This window comes from Leucobacter holotrichiae (genome assembly GCF_055791005.1).
In genome coordinates this window covers 641,633-658,800 of the sequence record NZ_JBVUAC010000001.1, presented here as the reverse complement: position 1 = coordinate 658,800, position 17,168 = coordinate 641,633, and the positions used below count along the sequence as shown (strand labels likewise).

Genomic DNA, 17,168 nt, shown 5'->3' with positions numbered 1-17,168 from the left:
CCTGCACCATTGTGGACCTCTCGTACCGCGCGAGAGGTCCACAATGGTGCAGGAGGTCTACATCAGCGGGGGAGTCCGAGCCGAGGAGCTCCGGCTCGCACCCGGCGGGGTCCGCTACACCGCCTGGAGGAAGGCGTCATCGGCGGCGGCGCGCTCCGCGAGGTGCTGCAGGTGGGCGGGAACGGGGCGCCCCTTCGCCGCCATCGTCTGAGCCCAGAGCCGCCCCGCCCGGTAGGAGGAGCGCACGAGCGGGCCCGCCAGCACGCCCGCGAAGCCGATCTGCTCGGCCTCGGCCTTCAGCTCGACGAACTCCTCGGGCCGCACCCAGCGATCGATCGGGTGGTGCAGCTTCGAGGGCCGCAGGTACTGCGTGAGCGTGAGGATGTCGCAGCCGGCGTCGCGCAGCTCGCGCATCGTGTCGGTGATCTCGCGGCGATCCTCGCCCATACCGAGAATCAGGTTCGACTTCGTGATCATGCCGGCGTCGCGTGCCTGGGCGATCACGTCGAGCGAGCGCTCGTATCGGAACCCGGGGCGAATGCGCTTGAAGATGCGCGGCACGGTCTCGAGATTGTGGGCGAACACCTCGGGCGCGGCCTCGAACACCTGCGTAAGATCCTCGGGGCGTCCGCCGAGGTCGTCGGCGAGGCACTCGACGCCGGCACCGGGGTTGAGCGCGTGGATCTGGCGGATCGTCTCGGCGTAGAGCCAGGCGCCCGTGTCGGGCAGGTCATCGCGGGTGACGCCGGTGATCGTGGCATAACGCAGACCCATCGTGCGCACCGACTCGGCGACGCGACGCGGCTCGTCGGTGTCGAGGGGCAGCGGCTTGCCCGAGGTGATCATGCAGAAATCGCAGCGGCGGGTGCAGATCGAGCCGCCGATGAGGAAGGTCGCCTCGCGATCCTCCCAGCACTCGTAGATGTTGGGGCAGCCGGCCTCCTGGCACACGGTGTGCAGGCCCTCGCGCTGCACGAGCGAGCGCACGTCGGTGTACTCGGGGCCGGTGCGGGCGCGGGTCTTGATCCACTCGGGTTTCTGCTCGATCGGCGTCTCGGCGTTGCGCGCCTCGATGCGCAGCAGCCTGCGTCCCGCGGGATCGGCCGGGCGAGGCACGGCGGTGGTGCTCTGCTCGGCGGAGGGGTGCTCGGCGGTGATGCGCCCGGCGGCGATCCGCTCGGCCGCCGCCTCCTGCTCCGCGAGGATCTCGGCGAGGGGCCTGCCGATGTTGGCGGCGCTCATTCGGCGACCTCCGCGAGGCTGGTGGAGAGGCGGGCCGCGAGGCGCGGCGCCACCTCCTCCGGGGTGATGCGCCCGCCCGCGAGGACGCTCAGCGTGGTGACGCCGGCGTCGGTGATGCCGCAGGGGACGAAGTTCGCGAACGGCGCGAGGTCGTTGCAGCAGTTCAGGGCCAGGCCGTGCGTGACGATCCCGTCGCTCGTGTGGATCCCGATCTGCGCGTACTTCTCGACCGTGCCCGGGCTCCGCTCGGCCCAGACCCCGGAGCGGCCCGGTACGCGGATTCCCGCGACGCCGAAGCCCGCCGAGACGTCGATGATGACCTGTTCAAGCTCGCGCACGAAATCGACGACGCCCAGGCGTTCGCGCAACCGCACCACGGGGTAGACGACGAGCTGACCCGGGCCGTGCCAGGTGACCTTGCCGCCGCGGTCGACGGGCACGACGGGGGTGCCGTCGTGCGGGTACTCGTCGGGGTCGGATCGCCGGCCGGCCGTGTAGACCGCGGTGTGCTCGAGCAGCAGCACCGTACCGCGATTCTCGCCCCGCCTGACCGCTTCCGCGGCGGCGCGCTGCAGTTCGAGGCCGCGCTCGTAGGGCACGGTCTTCGGAGCGAACCCCGCGATGACGGCGGCGGGCGGGGCAGCGGAGACGGCAGGCGGAGGGTCGGTCTCGAGGGTGGAGAGCGGGAGGGAATCCATGGGGACCAGACTAGTTGTACCCGGTTCAACAAATCAAAGGCGATGAAAAAGGCCGGGGTGTCGCGCCCCGGCCCGTCGTCGACCCGCCCCCCTTATACGGAGCGGAAGACTGCGACAACGCGGCCGAGCACCTCGGCGTGGTCGCCGAGGATGGGTTCGAACGCGCTGTTGCGCGGGAGCAGCCAGGTGTGCCCGTCGCGACGCCTGAAGACCTTCACGGTGGCCTCGCCATCGAGCATGGCCGCCACGATGTCGCCGTTCTCCGCCTCGCGCTGCTGTCGCACCACCACGAAGTCGCCGTCGCAGATGGCCGCGTCGATCATCGAGTCTCCGATGACCCGGAGCATGAAGAGCTGCCCGTCGCCCACGAGCTGGCGGGGGAGCGGCACGATCTCCTCGACCTGCTGATCCGCCGTGATCGGGACGCCGGCCGCGATCTGCCCGACGAGTGGAACGTAGGCCGCCTCCTCCACCTGCTGAACGGGAGCCTCCGCGATCGCGGCGCTCGTGCTCGCGAGCTCGACGAGGATCTCGAGCGCGCGGGGGCGGTTCGGGTCGCGCCGGATGTACCCGCCCAACTCGAGGCGGCTGAGTTGGTGGGTGACGCTCGAGAGCGACGAGAGGCCGACGGCGTCGCCGATCTCGCGCATGCTGGGCGGATAGCCCCGCGTGTCGACGGAGCGGGCGATGCACTCGAGGATCGCCTGCTGCTTCTCGCTCAGGGGCTTCCGGGCGGGGGGCGCGTCGCTCATCGCAGTCCTTTCCGAGGCCCGAGGGCGGTGTCGGTGTGGGTGGATCCATGAATGTCAGTGGTTGCTGGTTCAGTGATCCCGTTGATCGAAACCCTAGCCGCTGGGCTCGAACACTGCCAAACAAGTGTTCGAGTGTCGTGGAAAAGATCGAAACATATATTCGAATCTCTGCTTGCGGTCTTGATCTATCGAAGATATATTCGAAATAGATGTTCGCGCCGACGTGATACTCGCGAATATCGGAGAGAACGGAGAAGCCACCATGAGCGCACAGGCGGTTCTGCAGCAGGAGAGTCACCCGGCACGTACGACGGGCGCGAAGCTTCGTCTGACCCGTCGCGGGCGTGTGGTCTTCGGTTTCCTCGCCACAGTGCTCCTCGCGGGGCTGCTGGCGTTGATCGCGACCTTCGCGGCTCCGCAGGCGCTTGCATCTGTCGGCGCTGCGGGCCAGGGCTCCGACCAGCAGTTCCACTATGTCGTGGTGCAGCCCGGGGCTTCGCTGTGGTCGCTCGCGACCGAGCTCGATCCCGAAGCCGATCCTCGAGACCTGGTCGCGGAGATCGTGCAGCTCAATCAGCTCGATGGCTCCGGCATCGAGGCTGGCGACGCGATCGCGGTGCCGCTGCGCTATTCCGACAGCCCGGCGGTGTTCCAGTCCGAGGAACTCGCGGCCTGAGGTGCGGGAGGGGCGTCCACGGCCCCCGGTCCTGCGGCTCTAGAATGGTTCGGTGACCAGTCTGAGCGACCTTCCTCTCCGCGCTAATCTCGTCGGCAAGGTGCCCTACGGGGCGCCCCAGGATCCCGTTCCGGTGAGCCTGAACGTCAACGAGAACACGCATCCGATTCCCGAGAACGTGGTCGCCGACATCGTGGAGTCCCTCGCGAATGCGGTGCGCGGGGTGAATCGTTATCCCGATCGGGAGTTCGCCGAACTGCGCGAGGCGCTCGCCGGATACCTCGGGCACGGGCTCACCCCCGACCAGTTGTGGGCTGCGAACGGCTCGAACGAGGTGTTGCAGCAGATTCTGCAGGCCTTCGGCGGACCGGGTCGTTCGCTGCTGAGCTTCACTCCCACCTACTCCATGTACCCGCTGCTCGCCTCCGGCACTGACACCGAGTGGGTCGCGGTCCCGCGCCCGGCCGATTACGCTCTCACCCCCGACCTGGTCCAGGAGGCGCTGCGCGAGCATCGCCCGGATATCGCCATCCTGTGCGGCCCCAACAACCCCACGGGCACCCCGCTCGATCGCGAGGTGATCCTCGCCGCTTATGACGCGTTCGACGGTATCCTCATCGTCGACGAGGCGTATCACGAGTTCGACGCCGAACGGGAGAGCGCGGTCTCCCTACTACCGGGGCGCCCGCGCCTGCTCGTATCGCGCACCATGAGCAAGGCGTTCGCCTTCGCGGGCGTGCGCCTCGGGTACCTCGCGGCGGATCCCGCCGTGATCGACGCTCTCAGGCTCGTGCGGCTGCCCTATCACCTGTCCGCGCTCACGCAGGCCGCCGCGACCGCGGCGATCCGCCATTCCGCCGAGATGCTCGCGACGGTCGCCGATATCCGTGAGCAGCGCGATCGGCTCGCCGCGGCACTCGAAGGACTCGGATACAGGGTGCACCCCTCGGGCGCGAACTTCCTGCTCGTCGGCGGGTTCTCCGATCCGGACGGCGTGTTCGAGACCCTGCGCGCGCAGGGCATCCTGATCCGCAACCTCGGCATCGACGGGCATCTGCGCATCACAGCGGGCACCGAGGCCGAGACCACGACCGTCATCGAGGCGATCGCGGCCCTCACCCCCGAAAACGCCCGCTCGGATGCCCGATAGAATCGAGCTCATGACCGCAGCAGCACGCACCGCCTCGCTCGAACGCTCCACGAGCGAGTCGCAGATCAGCCTGAGCCTCGACCTCGACGGCACCGGCGCCTCCGACATCGATACCGGCGTGCCCTTCTTCGACCACATGCTCACGGCGCTCGCGCGGCACTCGCTCACCGACCTCACGGTGAGGGCGAAGGGCGACGTGCACATCGACGTCCACCACACGGTCGAGGACACGGGTATCCTGCTCGGCCAGGCGCTTCTCGAGGCGCTCGGCGACAAGCGCGGCATCTCCCGCTACGGCGATGCGCTCGTGCCGCTCGACGAAGCCTTGGCACAGGCCGTGGTCGACATCTCGGGCCGTCCGTACCTGGTGCACTCGGGCGAGCCGGCCGGCTACGAGTTCCACCTCATCGGCGGCCACTTCACCGGGTCGATGGTGCGCCACTTCTTCGAGGCGCTCGTGCTGAACGCGCGGCTCACCGTGCATCTGAAACTCGTCGAGGGGCGGGATCCGCACCACATCGCCGAGGCCGAGTTCAAGGCCTTCGCGCGCGCGCTGCGTCAGGCGAAGGCATTGGATCCGCTCGTCGCCGGTATCCCCTCGACCAAGGGCGCCCTGTGACCCAGGGCGTCGCGGCTCCCGGTCCCTCGGCACGCTCGGGGAACGGCAGGAAACGCGTCGTCGTGCTCGACTACGGCTCCGGCAACGTCCACTCGGCGGTGAAGGCGCTCGCGAAGGCAGGCGCCGAGGTCGAGCTGACCCGCGACGCGCGCGCGGTCGCCGAGGCCGACGGGCTGCTCGTACCGGGGGTGGGGGCGTTCGACGCCGTGATGCGGCAGCTGCGCGAGGTGCGCGGCGACGAGCTCATCGACCGTCGACTCGCAGGGGGGCGGCCGGTGCTGGGCATCTGCGTCGGCGAGCAAGTGATGTTCGAGCGCGGTGTCGAGCGCGGCATCGAGACCGAGGGGCTCGGGCAATGGCCGGGTACCGTGCGCAAGCTCGAAGCCGATGTGCTGCCCCACATGGGCTGGAACACGGTCGAAGCCCCGGAGAACTCGGTGCTGTTCCGCGGCATCGCCGAGGAGCGCTTCTACTTCGTGCACAGCTACGCCGCGACCGAGTGGACCATCGAGGGGCGCACGGAGGCCACCCGGCCGCTCGTCACCTGGGCCGAGCACGGCGAGCGTTTCATCGCAGCCGTCGAGAACGGCCCGCTGAGCGCCACCCAGTTCCACCCCGAGAAGTCCGGAGAGGCGGGCATCCAGCTGCTGCGCAACTGGATCTCGACCCTCTGATTCGAATATCAAGGAGAACCGTACGCATGAGTGAACTGGCGCAGGGGCCCAAGCTGCAGCTGCTGCCCGCGATCGACATGGTCGATGGCAAGGCGGTCCGCCTCACGCAGGGCGAAGCCGGAACCGAGACGAACTACGGCAGCCCGGTCGACGCCGCGCTCGACTGGATCGACCAGGGCGCCGAGTGGATCCACCTGGTCGACCTCGATGCAGCCTTCGGCCGCGGCAGCAACGTCGCGGTGGCGCGCAAGATCATCAAGCGCGCGGGCGACGTGAACATCGAGTTCTCCGGCGGCATCCGCGACGACGAGAGCCTCGAGGCCGCGCTCGAGATGGGCGCGCGCCGGGTCAATCTCGGCACGGCCGCGCTCGAGAACCCCGAGTGGACCCGGGCGGTGATCGCCCGCTACGGCGAGCAGATCGCCGTCGGCCTCGACGTGCGCGGCGAGACCCTCGCCGCCCGCGGCTGGACCGAGGACGGGGGCAACCTCTGGACGGTGCTCGAGCGTCTCGAGGAAGCCGACTGCGCGCGCTACGTCGTGACCGACGTCACCAAAGACGGCACGCTGCGCGGCCCCAATATCGAGCTGCTGAAGCAGGTCTGCGCGCGGGCCTCGCGCCCCGTGGTCGCGTCCGGCGGCGTGTCGAGCCTCGACGATCTCGCGGCGCTGCGCGAGATCGTGCCCCTCGGCGTGGAGGGCGCGATCGTCGGCAAGGCGCTCTACGACGGCGCCTTCACGCTTCCCGCGGCTCTCGACGTGGCCGGGCGCTAGAGCCCGCCGGGCGGAGGCCGAGCTCATGGCCATCAAGAAGCTCCCCTCGACGGGCGACGCGCCGCGCTCCACGGGCGTTCCGGAGAGCCTCGTCGCGGGCGGTCCCGCGGACTCGGCCGGCTTCCCCTGGGAGGGCCGCACGTTCGAGCATCACGGCACCGACTTCGCCGACGACGACGGTGAGACGCCGGATGAGCTGCGCACGGCCGTGTCAGCAGTGCGCGAGGTCGCGGGTGCGGTGGTCCGGGGCGATGCGGATCCCGACGCGCTCGCGGAGGCGAACGCCGACGCGATCCTCGCCCTCTCGCGCGTGCGCGTGCTGATCCCGCTCCTCGCCGAGGCGGGGGACACGGGGATCACCCCCGACGGCCGCACGGTCGAGAAATCGCAGGAGCTGTCGATCGTGACGATCGCCGCACCTGACGGGCGGCGAGTGATGCCCGTGTTCAGCTCCGTCACCGCGATGCGCGCCTGGCACGCCGATGCCCGTCCGATCCCGGTGCCCGGGCCGCAGGCCGCGCTCGCCGCGGCTCAAGAGGAGACCGACCTGATCATCGTGGACCCCGGCAGTCCCGAGCGCGAGTTCGGTGTGCGGCGCACGCAACTGCGTGCCGTGGCGCTGGGGGAGCGCTGTCTGCCGGCGTGGGCGGATCCTGCGGTGATCGAGGCGTTCCGAGCATCGACCGCCCGCGACCCGCGCGTGGTCGAGGTGCTGCTGGTGCCGGGCGATCCCGAAGCTCGGCTGCTCGCCCCCGAGACCGACGTGGTGCTGCGCATCGCGTCGGGGCTCGCCAGAGACGAACTGCAGGAGGTCGTCACCGGGCTGCAGCAGCGGTGGGCCGCGAGTGACCTCATCGCCGAGCGGGTCGACTCGCTGCGCATCCGGGCCGTCGCCGCCTGAGGGGTGCCGCGGCGACTTCCGCGCTGCTCTGCGGGTGGCGACGCGCCCGCGGATGCGGTCGTGCATGTCCGAGGCACCTGTTACGCTCTCGTACACATCCGGCTCAATGCGAAGGAGCAAGCCCTTATGACTTCGAGCACGTCAACAATGGCGGCGCCCCAGCCCCGCGCGGAATGGACGGGCCAGATCGGCTTCATCATCTCCGCCATCGGTTCGGCGGTGGGTCTCGGCAATATCTGGCGCTTCCCGGGCGTCGCCTACGAGAACGGCGGCGGCGCCTTCCTGATCCCGTACATCGTCGCACTGCTGACCGCGGGCATTCCGATCCTCTTCCTCGATTACGCCATCGGGCACCGCTTCCGGGGCTCCGCACCGCTCGCATTGCGGAGACTCGCGGGCAAGATGGGCGAGGGAATCGGGTGGTTCCAGGTGATGATCTGCGTGTTCATCGCGATCTACTACACCGCGGTGCTGGCGTGGGCCGCGAGCTACTTCGTGTTCTCGTTCAACGTGCCGTGGCGAGATGACGCGACGGGGTTCTTCGTCGGCGAGTACCTGCAGCTCTCGGATGCGCCATTCACGATGGACTTCGTGCCGGGCGTGCTCATCCCGCTGGTGCTGATGTGGGTGATCACCCTCGTCGTGCTGGGCGCGGGTGTGGTGAACGGCGTGCAGCGCATCAACATGATCGCGATCCCGCTGCTCATCGTGGGCTTCCTCGCCCTGGTGATCCGCGCCCTGTTCCTGCCGGGAGCCGCTGAAGGGCTCAATGCGCTCTTCACGCCCGATTTCGGGGCGCTCGCCGATCCCGGGGTCTGGGTCGCCGCGTACAGCCAGATATTCTTCTCGCTGTCGGTGGCCTTCGGCATCATGATGACCTACGCCTCCTACCGCAAGCGCCGCTCGAACATGACGACGCCCGGCCTCGTCGTCGCCTTCGCGAACTCGTCGTTCGAGATCCTCGCGGGCATCGGGGTGTTCGCAACGCTCGGGTTCTTCGCTTTCCAGCAGGGCATCGGCATCGACGAGCTCGAGGGTCTGACCGGAGTCGGGCTTGCGTTTATGACCTTCCCGGCGATCGTCGCCGAGATGCCGGGCGGGCCGTTCTTCGGGGCGCTGTTCTTCGGGTCGCTCACGCTCGCGGCGCTCACCTCGCTCATTTCGATCCTCGAGGTCGTCTTCGCCGGTGTGATCGACAAGTTCGGGATCGGCCGCAAGACGGCGGCCTACGGCCTCGGCGGCGTACTCGCGGTGATCTCGATCCTGCTCTTCGGCACGACGTCGGGACTCGTGGCGCTCGACACGATCGACAACTGGGCGAACAACATCGGCATCGTCGCCTCGGCCGTGGTGATGACCATCACGGTGCTCTGGATTAGACGAGCCGGGCGCGAGCTGAGCGGGCACCTCAGTGCCCTGTCGACCTTCAAGGTCGGGCGCACCTGGTTGTTCCTCGTCTCGGTGCTCGGCCCGGTGGTGCTCGGCTACATGCTCGTCGCCACGGTCATCGACCTGATCAACAACCCCTACGGGGGCTATGACACGACCTACCTGCTGATCGTGGGCTGGGGATCGGTGCTCGTCATGATCGTCGGATCCGTCGTGCTCACGGCGCTGCCGTGGAAGTTCGCACCGGATCGATTCACGCCGTGGCCGCCGCTCGATTCCTCCGGGAAGCCGGCGGCGTCCGAGACGGTCCGGTCCGGTCGACCCGCCGATATCGAGGGAGGTGCGCGATGACCCCCATCGCGATCGTATTCCTGGTGCTCTCCGCCGTGGTGGTCTGGGGAGGTCTCGTCGTCAGCGCGATCTTCCTGGGTCGCCGTCCCGAGATCGTGCACTATCCGGCGGGCGGAGACGATCCCGCCTCCGAGGAGGTCTACGACCTGCCTCCGATCCGGGACACGTGAGCCTGCTCGTCTCATGAGCCTGTCGAAGGAAACGACGGCTGGTGCCGCTCAGAACATGTTGAGCAGCAGCACGTAGCAGGCGGTACCCGCCGCGATGCTGAGCAGCGCGCGCCGCTTGCCGAGCAAGTGCACGACCACGGTCACCGCGGAAGCTGCCGCGATCGCCCACAGCTCGCCAGGGCGGGCGATGATCTCCTCTCGCAGCACGACGACGACCAGGATCAGCAGCAGGCCGGCGGGCATCCAGCTGCCGAGCCGCTGTACGAGTTTCGACTTGCGCAGCGGTTTGAGTACCGCGAACGGGATCGCGCGCAGGCCGAGGGTGATGATACCGCCGATCGCGATCGCGGAGATCAGGTACCAGACGGTTATGTCAGTCATCGTCGTCTCCCGTCGCTGCTGCGGTGCGTCGGACGAGCAGGTGCCGCGCGACGAGCAGCGCGGTGAAGATGATGAGCGCGACGAGCAGTGCGGAGCTCGGGGCGATGAGGATCGCCGCGGTCACGGAGAGGCCGGCCAGCACGATCGACGGGATCTCCCTGCGGCTCCGGGCCGCGTCGAGGGTCATCACGATGAAGAGGGCGTAGAGGGCGAACTCGAAGCCCTCCACGGGCTCGGGCAGAGCGTTTGCGATCGCGACGCCGACGAGTCCGCCCGCGACCCAGTAGCCCTGCATGGCCAGCTGGCCGGTGACGATACGCGTCGAGGTGAGGCTCGATTGCGGCATGAGCGCGTAGGTCGCGTAGGCCTCATCGATGAGCGCGTACACCGAGTAGGCGCGCGGCAGCCCGCTCCGCACCCGAGCCAGCGGGAAGGAGAAGGCGTAGAAGACGTGCCTGAAGTTCAGGGCGAAGACCGTGGCCGCGATGGTGATCAGCGGGGTCGCCGTAGCGAGCATGCTCACCATGAGCAGTTCGACGGAGCCCGCGAAGATGCCGATCGAGAGCGCAGGTGCGAGCCACCAGGGGAGCCCCGCCTGCACCACGAGCAGCCCGAGAGCCACGCCGAGCGGGAAGATCCCCAGCCCGACGCCGAGCGAGTCTACGAGCCCCTTCCGCGCCTCCGCCGTCGTCACCGGGGTCAGATCACCGAACCCGTGTACTTCTCCCCGGGGCCGGCACCCGGGGCGTCGGGGATCGCCGAGGCCTCGCGGAACGCCAGCTGCACCGAGCGCAGTCCGTCGCGCAGGGGGCGGGCGTGGGAGTCGCTGATCTCGGGCGCGCCGGCGGTGATGAGCCCGGCGAGGGCGTTGATGAGCTTGCGGGCCTCGTCGAGGTCGGTCTCGTTCTCGGGATCGTCGGCGAGGCCGCACTTGATCGCGGCTGCGCTGAGCAGGTTCACCGCCGCCGCGGTGATGACCTCGACGGCCGGCACCTCGGCGATGTCTCGAGCCGCCTGAGTCGCGGCCAGCGCCTCCGACTCGTGGATCGATGCGTCGTGCTGCGGGTTCTCGCTCATGCTGTCCTGACTGTCTGGGGGATATCTGTGCTAAACTTGCCTGTGGTTCTCGGCAACATGCCGAGATGCGGAAGAGGAGATTCTCCCACCCGGCACCGCATTCAAGGTTACCGGGTAGTTGGCACCCCGCCGTTCGCGGCAGCTCATAAGGGTGCGGGCGGCGCGTGCGCGGCCCTGATCTCTCTCCGTCGCTTCGATCAGAAGCGCCCATCACTTGAGATCAGAGGAGCCGGCGATCAGCGATCCCCGTACGAATGACAGAATCCGCGTCCCCGAGGTGCGACTGGTAGGACCCAGTGGCGAGCAGGTCGGGGTCGTCCCGATCGAGACTGCGCTGCGCCTGGCGGCCGACGCCGATCTCGATCTCGTTGAGGTCGCCCCGAACTCGAAGCCTCCCGTGGCGAAGATCATGGACTTCGGCAAGTTCAAGTACGAGGCGGCTCAGAAGCAGAAGGAAGCCCGTCGTAATCAGGCGAACACGATCCTCAAGGAGGTTCGGTTCCGCCTGAAGATCGACAAGCACGACTACGAGACCAAGACGAAGCGTGCGATCGGCTTCCTGTCGCAGGGCGACAAGGTGAAGGCGATGATCCTGTTCCGCGGCCGCGAGCAGTCGCGTCCCGAGATGGGTGTGCGTCTGCTGCAGCAGTTCGCCGAGGACATCGCGGAGTTCGGCACCGTGGAGTCGCGTCCCCGGATCGACGGTCGCAACATGGTGATGGTGATCTCGCCGATCAAGAACAAGTCCGAGGCGAAGGCCGAGCTGAACGCTCGTCGCGCCGAGGAGAAGGCCAGCCGCAAGGCGGACAAGGCGGCAGGCTCCGCCCCCGCCGGCGAGTAATCTACGGCGCACTGCCTCGCGCAGCTGCCCCGTGCAATATGCAGCCGTTCACGGCGCGCACACAACAAGGAGAAATCGATGCCCAAGCAGAAGACCCACTCGGGGGCCAAGAAGCGCTTCAAGCTCACCGGCTCCGGCAAGCTGATGAAGCAGCAGGCCGGCATGCGCCACAACCTCGAGGTCAAGGCCTCGAAGCGCAAGCGCCGTCTGAACGCCGAGCAGGTGCTCGCCAAGGGCGACGCCAAGCAGGCGATGAAGCTCCTCGGCCACTGATCCGGCCCGTCAACACCCCAGACTTTTCGTAAGGAAGAATAGAAATGGCTAGAGTCAAGCGGGCCGTCAACGCCCACAAGAAGCGTCGCGTCATCCTCGAGCGCGCCGAGGGCTACCGCGGGCAGCGTTCGCGCCTGTACCGCAAGGCCAAGGAGCAGGTCACCCACTCCCTCGTCTACGCGTACAACGACCGTCGCAAGAAGAAGGGCGATTTCCGTCGCCTCTGGATCCAGCGCATCAACGCTGCATCGCGCGCCAACGGCCTCACCTACAACCGCTTCATCCAGGGTCTTGCTCTGGCCGGTGTCGAGGTCGACCGCCGCATGCTCGCCGAGCTCGCCGTGAACGAGCCCGCCGCGTTCACCGCGCTGGTCGAGGTTGCGAAGAACGCCCTCCCCGAGGACACCTCGGCTCCGAAGGCAGCGTAAGCACTTTGCTCTTTCGAGCAGCACCCCGTCACCGGTAACGGTGACGGGGTGCTGCTGTTTCTGCGGAGGACGTACCGAGGCCGTGCCGACGCCCTGCCGAAGCCCGGCAGGCGGCGGGCGGGTAGTGTGGACGGGTGAACGATGCGATCCTCAGCAACCCCAAGGCTCCCCGTGTCAGGCGCGCCGCTGCTCTCGCCCGGAAGAAGGAGCGGCAGGAGCAGGGCCGTTTCCTGGTCGAGGGTCCGCAGTCGGTGCGCGAGCTGCTTGCGCACCGGCCCGAGCTCGCCGAGGTCGTATACGCCTCGATGGGCAACGAGCCCTGGCAGCACGAGGTCGACCGACTCGCCTCCGACGCCGGAGTGCGAATCGAGCGGGCCACTGAAGAGGTCATCGCGGCGCTCGGCGAGACGGTGAACCCGCAGGGTGTGGTCGCCGTCGCGCGCGTCCAGGAGGCGGATCTCGCCGAGGCGCTGCAGGCTGCGCGGCTCGTGGCGATTCTGCACGAGGTTCGGGATCCCGGCAATGCGGGGACGGTGCTGCGTGCGGCGGATGCGGCCGGGGCCGATGCCGTGATCTTCGCGGGTGAGAGCATCGACCCGTTCCATCCGAAGGTCGTGCGGTCGACCACGGGATCGCTCTTCCACTTGCCAGTGGTCGTGGTACCGACCCTGGCGGCGGCGGTCGGCGCGGCGAGTACCGCAGGCCTCACGACGCTGGCGGCCGACGTGCGCGGCGACGAACTGCCGGTCGCGCAGGCCGAGGGGACGCTTGCTGGCCGGGTCGCCTGGGTGTTCGGCAATGAGGCGCGCGGTTTGAGCGAGGCGGATCGTGCTCTGACCGACCGCTCGCTCAAGCTCCCGATCTACGGCGCGGCCGAATCGCTGAACCTCGCCACCGCGGCAAGCGTGCTCCTCTACGCCACGGCGTTTGCGCAGCGAGCATAGAGCGAAACGCGAAGCGTTTCGCCGCGAGCTGCGGTGCCGCACACGGCGGCAGGCGAGCATAGAGCGAAACGCGAAGCGTTTCGCCGCGAGCTGCGGTGCCGCACACGGCTCGCTGGCCGGGAGACGCGAGCCCGGGGATGATGCCGTGGTACCACGTGGAGGGTACCCGGGGCCGATGCGCGTCGAACGCCCTTTCGCGACGATGGGAGCATGAAGCTCGTTCAGCTCCTGCACCGGCCCGCCGTACTCCTCCCGACCGCGCTGATCGCGGCCTGCCTGCTCGCAGCCGGGATCGCGGTGACCGCCTGCGGTTATCTCGCGTATGCGACGCAGCCGATCACCGCGCTCCCCGCGCAGTAGCGTCGAGGCTAGGGGAGCAGGCTCGCGCCGATCCTCTCGCCGGGCTGGAAACCCGGCAGGATTGCGAACACCGCCGATCCCACGTGGGTGACCCACTCATTGAGCAGATCGGCCTCGTCGAGACGCCGCTGGATCGGCACGAACTGCGCGAGCGGGTCGCGCTGGTAGCACGCGAACAGCAGGCCGGCCTCGCTCCCGTCGTCGTAGTTGGCCGCGCGGCGGAAGATCCGCTCGGCAGGGTCGGTCGAGTGCGCGCGCCGGATGTGCGCCGCCATGGGTATCACGCTGAGCCCGCGCGCGTCCCTCGCCTCGAAATCGGCCGGGGTGTGCTCACCGCCGTCACCCGAGGGCGGTGGTGCCGACAGCGGTGCCCCGTCGGTGAGCCTGCGACCGACCGCCTGCTCGCGGCCGGGCCGATCCACCTCGTCCCAGGTATCGAGCTCCATGCGGATGCGTCGCAGCACGAGTGCGCTGCCTCCCGCCAGCCAGCCGGCCTCCGACCCGAGCCACACCAGCGCATCGAAGTCGGGCTCGGCGGGCGACGGGTTCACCGTGCCGTCGACCTGACCCATGAGATTGCGCATGGTCGTGCCGTCGCCCTCCGAACCGCGCGCCCGTCGGAAGCCGCGCTGCCGCCACAGCGGCTCGACGAAACCGGCCAGATCTCGGTCGAGCATGCGCGCGGCGTGCGAGATCGGGATCAGGTCGTCGGACTCGACGATGATCAGCAGGTCGCCGCCGTCGAAGTCTCCGCTCAGCCGATCGCGGGTGAACGCGGGCAGCGGGGCGAGCCAGGCGGGGCGCGAGGCGCCCGCGCGCCCGACGAGGTCGGGGCCGACTCCGACGGTCACGGTGAGCCTGGCGGGTCGGGCCGCGAGCTCGGGCTCGGGATCGGCGAGCGGAGCCCCGCCCGAGGTGAGCCCCTCGATGTCTCCCGTGAGCACTCGGAACATGCGCCGCAGCGCATCCGCGTCGGTGTCGGCGAGCAGGCGGTACGCCGCATACAGCGTATGCGCGGCCGGAGCGGTGACGATCCCGGCCTGGTGCGGACCGTGGCAGGGGAGGGATTCGCCCCCGAAGCCGGGCAGCTCGCCGCCGGTGCCGAGCGACGGCTCCGTCTCGGCAGCGGCCGCGGTGCCCGGGGGAGGCGGATCGGCTGCACGCCGGGCGGCCCCGATCCCGAGCGCACCGCCCGCGCCCAGCACCGCGCCGAGCCCGGCCCCCAGCGCGCCGCCCGTGAGCAGCGCGCGGCGGCCGAGCTTCGGCGCGGCGTCGGATTCGGCGGGTGCGGTGCGCGGCTCCCGCTCAGTGCCCGCCATGATCGGCGTGCTCGCCGGCACCGTGCTCGCCGGGATCCTGATCGCCGTAGTTCTCGTTGGCGCCGGCGTAGTCCTTCACGAGCACCGAGAAGGACGCCTCGCTGCCGTCATCGAACGCGACCGTGATCGGCACCTCGTCGCCCGCGAGCAGTTCGTGCACGAGGTCCATGAGCATGATGTGGTCGGCGCCGGGCGAGAACTCGATGGAACCGCCGGCGGGCACGACGACCTCGCCCGGGATCTCCTGCATCACGCCGGAGGAGGTCACCTCGTGCAGTTCGGCGCTGCCGGCGGCCTCGCTCTCGACCGACACGATCACGCGATCCTCGTCACCGTGGTTCTCGAGGCTGCCGAAGACGCCGGTCATGCCCCCGGTGTCGCCGGCCTTGGCCCAGCCGTCGGCGAGCGCGATACTCGACGCGCCGTCGGTTTGGACCGCGCCGGGCGCGGGAGAGCCGCTGGAGGCATCCTCGGCGGCACCCGTCGAGCACCCCGCGAGCAGCGGGGCGGTCAGGGCGAGGGCGGCGAGCGGCGCGAGGGCGAGGGCGGATCGCTTGCGGTTCATCGTGCGTCCCCCTCCGAGTCGGTTCCGAGTGCGCGGCGCTTGCGGGCCATGAGGGCCAGCGCCGCGAGGACCACGGCGACGCCACCGGCGCCGATGAGGATCGCGGTCCAGGCGCCCCCGGCGGCGGAAGAGGTTTCCTCAGTGGCCGTTTCATCGGCTCTGCCGTCGTCTGCGTCGGAGTCGACGTCGGAGTCGGCACCGGCGACCGGATCGGCAGAACCGTCGGTCTCGACGATCGCGGCGTCTTCGGCCTGGGTCGGTCCGGGCGCGCCGAGCTGCAGTACGAAGCCGCCCTCGATCGGGTGGCCATCGCTCGACACCACACGCCAGGCGATGTCGTAGTCGCCCTCGGGCAGATCCGAGGTCAGCGGCTGAGTGACGTCGGGGCCCGAGACCTCCGGGGCGCCGTCGGTGACGTCGGCGCCGTCGGTCGAGGTGACGACGATCTCGGTGCCGACCTCGATGATGCTGTTGTTGAAGGAGAGGCGGATCGCGTCTGCCGAGCCGGTCTGCGCGTCGGCGACGACGCTGCGATCGACGAGCTCGTCGTGGGCGAGGGCGGGGGAGGCGACGCCGAGGGACAGCCCGAGCGTCGCAAGGGCGGCGAGGGCGAGGGCGGCGATACGGCTGCGCTTCGGGGCGAAGCGTCGATGGGTGGGATTCGTAGTGAGGTGCATCAGTGGTCTTTCTCGTGCGGCCCGGTGCACGTTCGAGCGCGCGCATTCGGTGCGCGGCGGGTGATCCGGGCGAACTGCGGTGAGGGAGGGGAGGCGCCGTGAGGCGCGATCCCTATGCGGAGAAAGACGCCGCGGGAGGCCCGCGGTGACTGATCGCCGAGCGGGCGAGGAAACGCGCGCGCAGCGGGGCGCGGAAGACGAGGGGGCGGATCGCGGGGCGCCGTGACGACACCGGGACGGGCCGAGGACGCGCCCACGGCAGCGCGCGGCGCACGAGGTGGGCGAGGGCGAGGTAGGCGCGCTCGCCGCGGTGCAGCAGCGCGACGGTGAGCACAGCGGCGACCGCGTGGCCGATCCACATCGCAGTGTCGGCCGACGCCGCCGAGGCGAGGTCCGGCGCGAAGCCCTGCAGCGCCGCGAGGTGGGCCGCGTGCGCCGGAGCGGGCGGGCCCTGCGGGTCGGCGCTGACGAGGTCGACGCCCGCGAAGATCCAGTGATAGAGGAACTGGGCGATCCCGACCGCCGTCGCGAGTCGCCAGAGGGAGGCGACGCGACCGGCGAGGGCGGTGCAGAGGGGAAGGGCGAGGATCGCCGTCACGGCCACGGCGGGCCAGGTGATCGCGCCGCCCGCGATCCCGTGGGACGCGGCGGCGAGGAGCGTCGCCGCGAGAGACCCTGCTGCTCCGCGCGCGGTGCGCGTGCTCCGACTCATGGGGGAGCGGCGCGATTCCGCCGATCCCGTGCGGCCTGTTCGGGCGCGAGCCATCGAGACGTCTCGATGGGCGCGCTCGATCGGCCGCGTTCCCTGCATGACGGCCAGTCTACCTCCCGACGCTGGAGGCGGACTCGGCAGGGGGCCGGGCGCGACGCCGTCCGAGTGGGAGCGGCGGCTCGGCGAACCGGTAGAA

The 17,168-nt window shown here is 69.6% G+C and carries 23 protein-coding genes; 13 read left to right on the top strand and 10 right to left on the bottom strand.

The window, feature by feature from the left end; genetic code table 11:
• Positions 1 to 114: 114 nt before the first annotated feature.
• The 3 genes from lipA to lexA all read right to left on the bottom strand — a co-directional run bounded on the left by lipA (position 115) and on the right by lexA (position 2,692).
• Positions 115 to 1,083, bottom strand: coding sequence for a lipoyl synthase (gene lipA, locus AC0KXF_RS03100; RefSeq protein ID WP_473107895.1), 969 nt, complete (start codon positions 1,081 to 1,083; stop codon positions 115 to 117).
• Between the two features lie 155 nt (positions 1,084 to 1,238).
• Positions 1,239 to 1,940 (bottom strand): lipoyl(octanoyl) transferase LipB, encoded by a 702-nt coding sequence (gene lipB / locus AC0KXF_RS03095; RefSeq protein ID WP_473107796.1) that lies wholly within the window; start codon positions 1,938 to 1,940, stop codon positions 1,239 to 1,241.
• A gap of 92 nt (positions 1,941 to 2,032) precedes the next feature.
• Positions 2,033 to 2,692, bottom strand: a complete 660-nt coding sequence (lexA, locus tag AC0KXF_RS03090; protein WP_473107795.1) for a transcriptional repressor LexA — start codon at positions 2,690 to 2,692, stop codon at positions 2,033 to 2,035.
• A 262-nt stretch (positions 2,693 to 2,954) separates the two neighbouring features.
• On the opposite strand from lexA, the gene AC0KXF_RS03085 reads away from it, so the two are divergent.
• From AC0KXF_RS03085 to AC0KXF_RS03050, 8 genes are all read left to right on the top strand, one after another.
• Positions 2,955 to 3,368 carry a hypothetical protein gene (locus tag AC0KXF_RS03085; RefSeq protein ID WP_473107794.1) on the top strand — a complete coding sequence of 138 codons (414 nt, stop codon included), beginning with the start codon at positions 2,955 to 2,957 and terminating at the stop codon, positions 3,366 to 3,368.
• 52 nt (positions 3,369 to 3,420) lie between these two features.
• Positions 3,421 to 4,518 carry a histidinol-phosphate transaminase gene (locus AC0KXF_RS03080; RefSeq protein ID WP_473107793.1) on the top strand — a complete coding sequence of 366 codons (1,098 nt, stop codon included), beginning with the start codon at positions 3,421 to 3,423 and terminating at the stop codon, positions 4,516 to 4,518.
• Positions 4,519 to 4,528: 10 nt separating this feature from the next.
• A complete protein-coding gene (gene hisB, locus AC0KXF_RS03075; RefSeq protein WP_473107792.1) occupies positions 4,529 to 5,137 on the top strand; it encodes an imidazoleglycerol-phosphate dehydratase HisB in 609 nt (202 codons plus the stop codon).
• Entirely contained in the window at positions 5,134 to 5,811 is a 678-nt protein-coding gene (gene hisH / locus AC0KXF_RS03070) for an imidazole glycerol phosphate synthase subunit HisH (protein WP_473107791.1), read from the top strand. The genes hisB and hisH overlap by 4 nt, the downstream gene beginning before the upstream one ends.
• Before the next feature lie 26 nt (positions 5,812 to 5,837).
• Positions 5,838 to 6,584: a bifunctional 1-(5-phosphoribosyl)-5-((5-phosphoribosylamino)methylideneamino)imidazole-4-carboxamide isomerase/phosphoribosylanthranilate isomerase PriA gene (gene priA / locus AC0KXF_RS03065; RefSeq protein WP_473107790.1), complete on the top strand. Its 747-nt coding sequence runs from the start codon at positions 5,838 to 5,840 to the stop codon at positions 6,582 to 6,584.
• Positions 6,585 to 6,609: 25 nt separating this feature from the next.
• Complete coding sequence (locus AC0KXF_RS03060) at positions 6,610 to 7,485, top strand: SseB family protein (protein WP_473107789.1); 876 nt, start codon at positions 6,610 to 6,612, stop codon at positions 7,483 to 7,485.
• A 126-nt stretch (positions 7,486 to 7,611) separates the two neighbouring features.
• Positions 7,612 to 9,225 carry a sodium-dependent transporter gene (locus tag AC0KXF_RS03055; RefSeq protein WP_473107788.1) on the top strand — a complete coding sequence of 538 codons (1,614 nt, stop codon included), beginning with the start codon at positions 7,612 to 7,614 and terminating at the stop codon, positions 9,223 to 9,225.
• Positions 9,222 to 9,395 carry a methionine/alanine import family NSS transporter small subunit gene (locus tag AC0KXF_RS03050; protein WP_473107787.1) on the top strand — a complete coding sequence of 58 codons (174 nt, stop codon included), beginning with the start codon at positions 9,222 to 9,224 and terminating at the stop codon, positions 9,393 to 9,395. The genes AC0KXF_RS03055 and AC0KXF_RS03050 overlap by 4 nt, the downstream gene beginning before the upstream one ends.
• 48 nt (positions 9,396 to 9,443) lie before the next feature.
• Here the strand turns inward: AC0KXF_RS03050 and AC0KXF_RS03045 are convergent, their stop codons facing one another.
• From AC0KXF_RS03045 to AC0KXF_RS03035, 3 genes are read right to left on the bottom strand one after another with little or no spacing between them, the layout of a single operon-like run.
• Positions 9,444 to 9,776 carry an AzlD domain-containing protein gene (locus AC0KXF_RS03045; RefSeq protein WP_473107786.1) on the bottom strand — a complete coding sequence of 111 codons (333 nt, stop codon included), beginning with the start codon at positions 9,774 to 9,776 and terminating at the stop codon, positions 9,444 to 9,446.
• On the bottom strand, positions 9,769 to 10,470 hold the full coding sequence (locus tag AC0KXF_RS03040) for an AzlC family ABC transporter permease (RefSeq protein ID WP_473107785.1): 702 nt from the start codon (positions 10,468 to 10,470) through the stop codon (positions 9,769 to 9,771). Before AC0KXF_RS03040 ends, AC0KXF_RS03045 begins: the two co-directional genes overlap by 8 nt.
• A 5-nt stretch (positions 10,471 to 10,475) precedes the next feature.
• Positions 10,476 to 10,853, bottom strand: a complete 378-nt coding sequence (locus tag AC0KXF_RS03035) for a DUF1844 domain-containing protein (protein ID WP_473107784.1) — start codon at positions 10,851 to 10,853, stop codon at positions 10,476 to 10,478.
• 277 nt (positions 10,854 to 11,130) lie between these two features.
• On the opposite strand from AC0KXF_RS03035, the gene infC reads away from it, so the two are divergent.
• The 5 genes from infC to AC0KXF_RS03010 all read left to right on the top strand — a co-directional run bounded on the left by infC (position 11,131) and on the right by AC0KXF_RS03010 (position 13,699).
• Entirely contained in the window at positions 11,131 to 11,694 is a 564-nt protein-coding gene (gene infC, locus AC0KXF_RS03030) for a translation initiation factor IF-3 (RefSeq protein WP_394358269.1), read from the top strand.
• 78 nt (positions 11,695 to 11,772) lie between these two features.
• Entirely contained in the window at positions 11,773 to 11,967 is a 195-nt protein-coding gene (rpmI, locus tag AC0KXF_RS03025) for a 50S ribosomal protein L35 (protein ID WP_010156662.1), read from the top strand.
• A 44-nt stretch (positions 11,968 to 12,011) separates the two neighbouring features.
• Positions 12,012 to 12,395: a 50S ribosomal protein L20 gene (gene rplT, locus AC0KXF_RS03020; RefSeq protein ID WP_223044377.1), complete on the top strand. Its 384-nt coding sequence runs from the start codon at positions 12,012 to 12,014 to the stop codon at positions 12,393 to 12,395.
• Positions 12,396 to 12,529: 134 nt separating this feature from the next.
• Positions 12,530 to 13,339: a TrmH family RNA methyltransferase gene (locus tag AC0KXF_RS03015; protein WP_473107783.1), complete on the top strand. Its 810-nt coding sequence runs from the start codon at positions 12,530 to 12,532 to the stop codon at positions 13,337 to 13,339.
• A gap of 210 nt (positions 13,340 to 13,549) precedes the next feature.
• On the top strand, positions 13,550 to 13,699 hold the full coding sequence (locus AC0KXF_RS03010) for a hypothetical protein (RefSeq protein WP_473107782.1): 150 nt from the start codon (positions 13,550 to 13,552) through the stop codon (positions 13,697 to 13,699).
• A gap of 8 nt (positions 13,700 to 13,707) precedes the next feature.
• Here AC0KXF_RS03010 and AC0KXF_RS03005 read toward each other — a convergent pair whose 3' ends face one another.
• The 4 genes from AC0KXF_RS03005 to AC0KXF_RS02990 form a co-directional block, all read right to left on the bottom strand.
• A complete protein-coding gene (locus tag AC0KXF_RS03005) occupies positions 13,708 to 15,018 on the bottom strand; it encodes a Dyp-type peroxidase (RefSeq protein ID WP_473107781.1) in 1,311 nt (436 codons plus the stop codon).
• A complete protein-coding gene (locus AC0KXF_RS03000) occupies positions 15,005 to 15,583 on the bottom strand; it encodes a copper chaperone PCu(A)C (RefSeq protein WP_473107780.1) in 579 nt (192 codons plus the stop codon). The genes AC0KXF_RS03005 and AC0KXF_RS03000 overlap by 14 nt, the downstream gene beginning before the upstream one ends.
• A complete protein-coding gene (locus tag AC0KXF_RS02995; RefSeq protein WP_473107779.1) occupies positions 15,580 to 16,260 on the bottom strand; it encodes a copper resistance CopC family protein in 681 nt (226 codons plus the stop codon). The genes AC0KXF_RS03000 and AC0KXF_RS02995 overlap by 4 nt, the downstream gene beginning before the upstream one ends.
• Before the next feature lie 112 nt (positions 16,261 to 16,372).
• Positions 16,373 to 17,071 (bottom strand): hypothetical protein, encoded by a 699-nt coding sequence (locus AC0KXF_RS02990; protein WP_473107778.1) that lies wholly within the window; start codon positions 17,069 to 17,071, stop codon positions 16,373 to 16,375.
• Between the last annotated feature and the right edge of the window lie 97 nt (positions 17,072 to 17,168).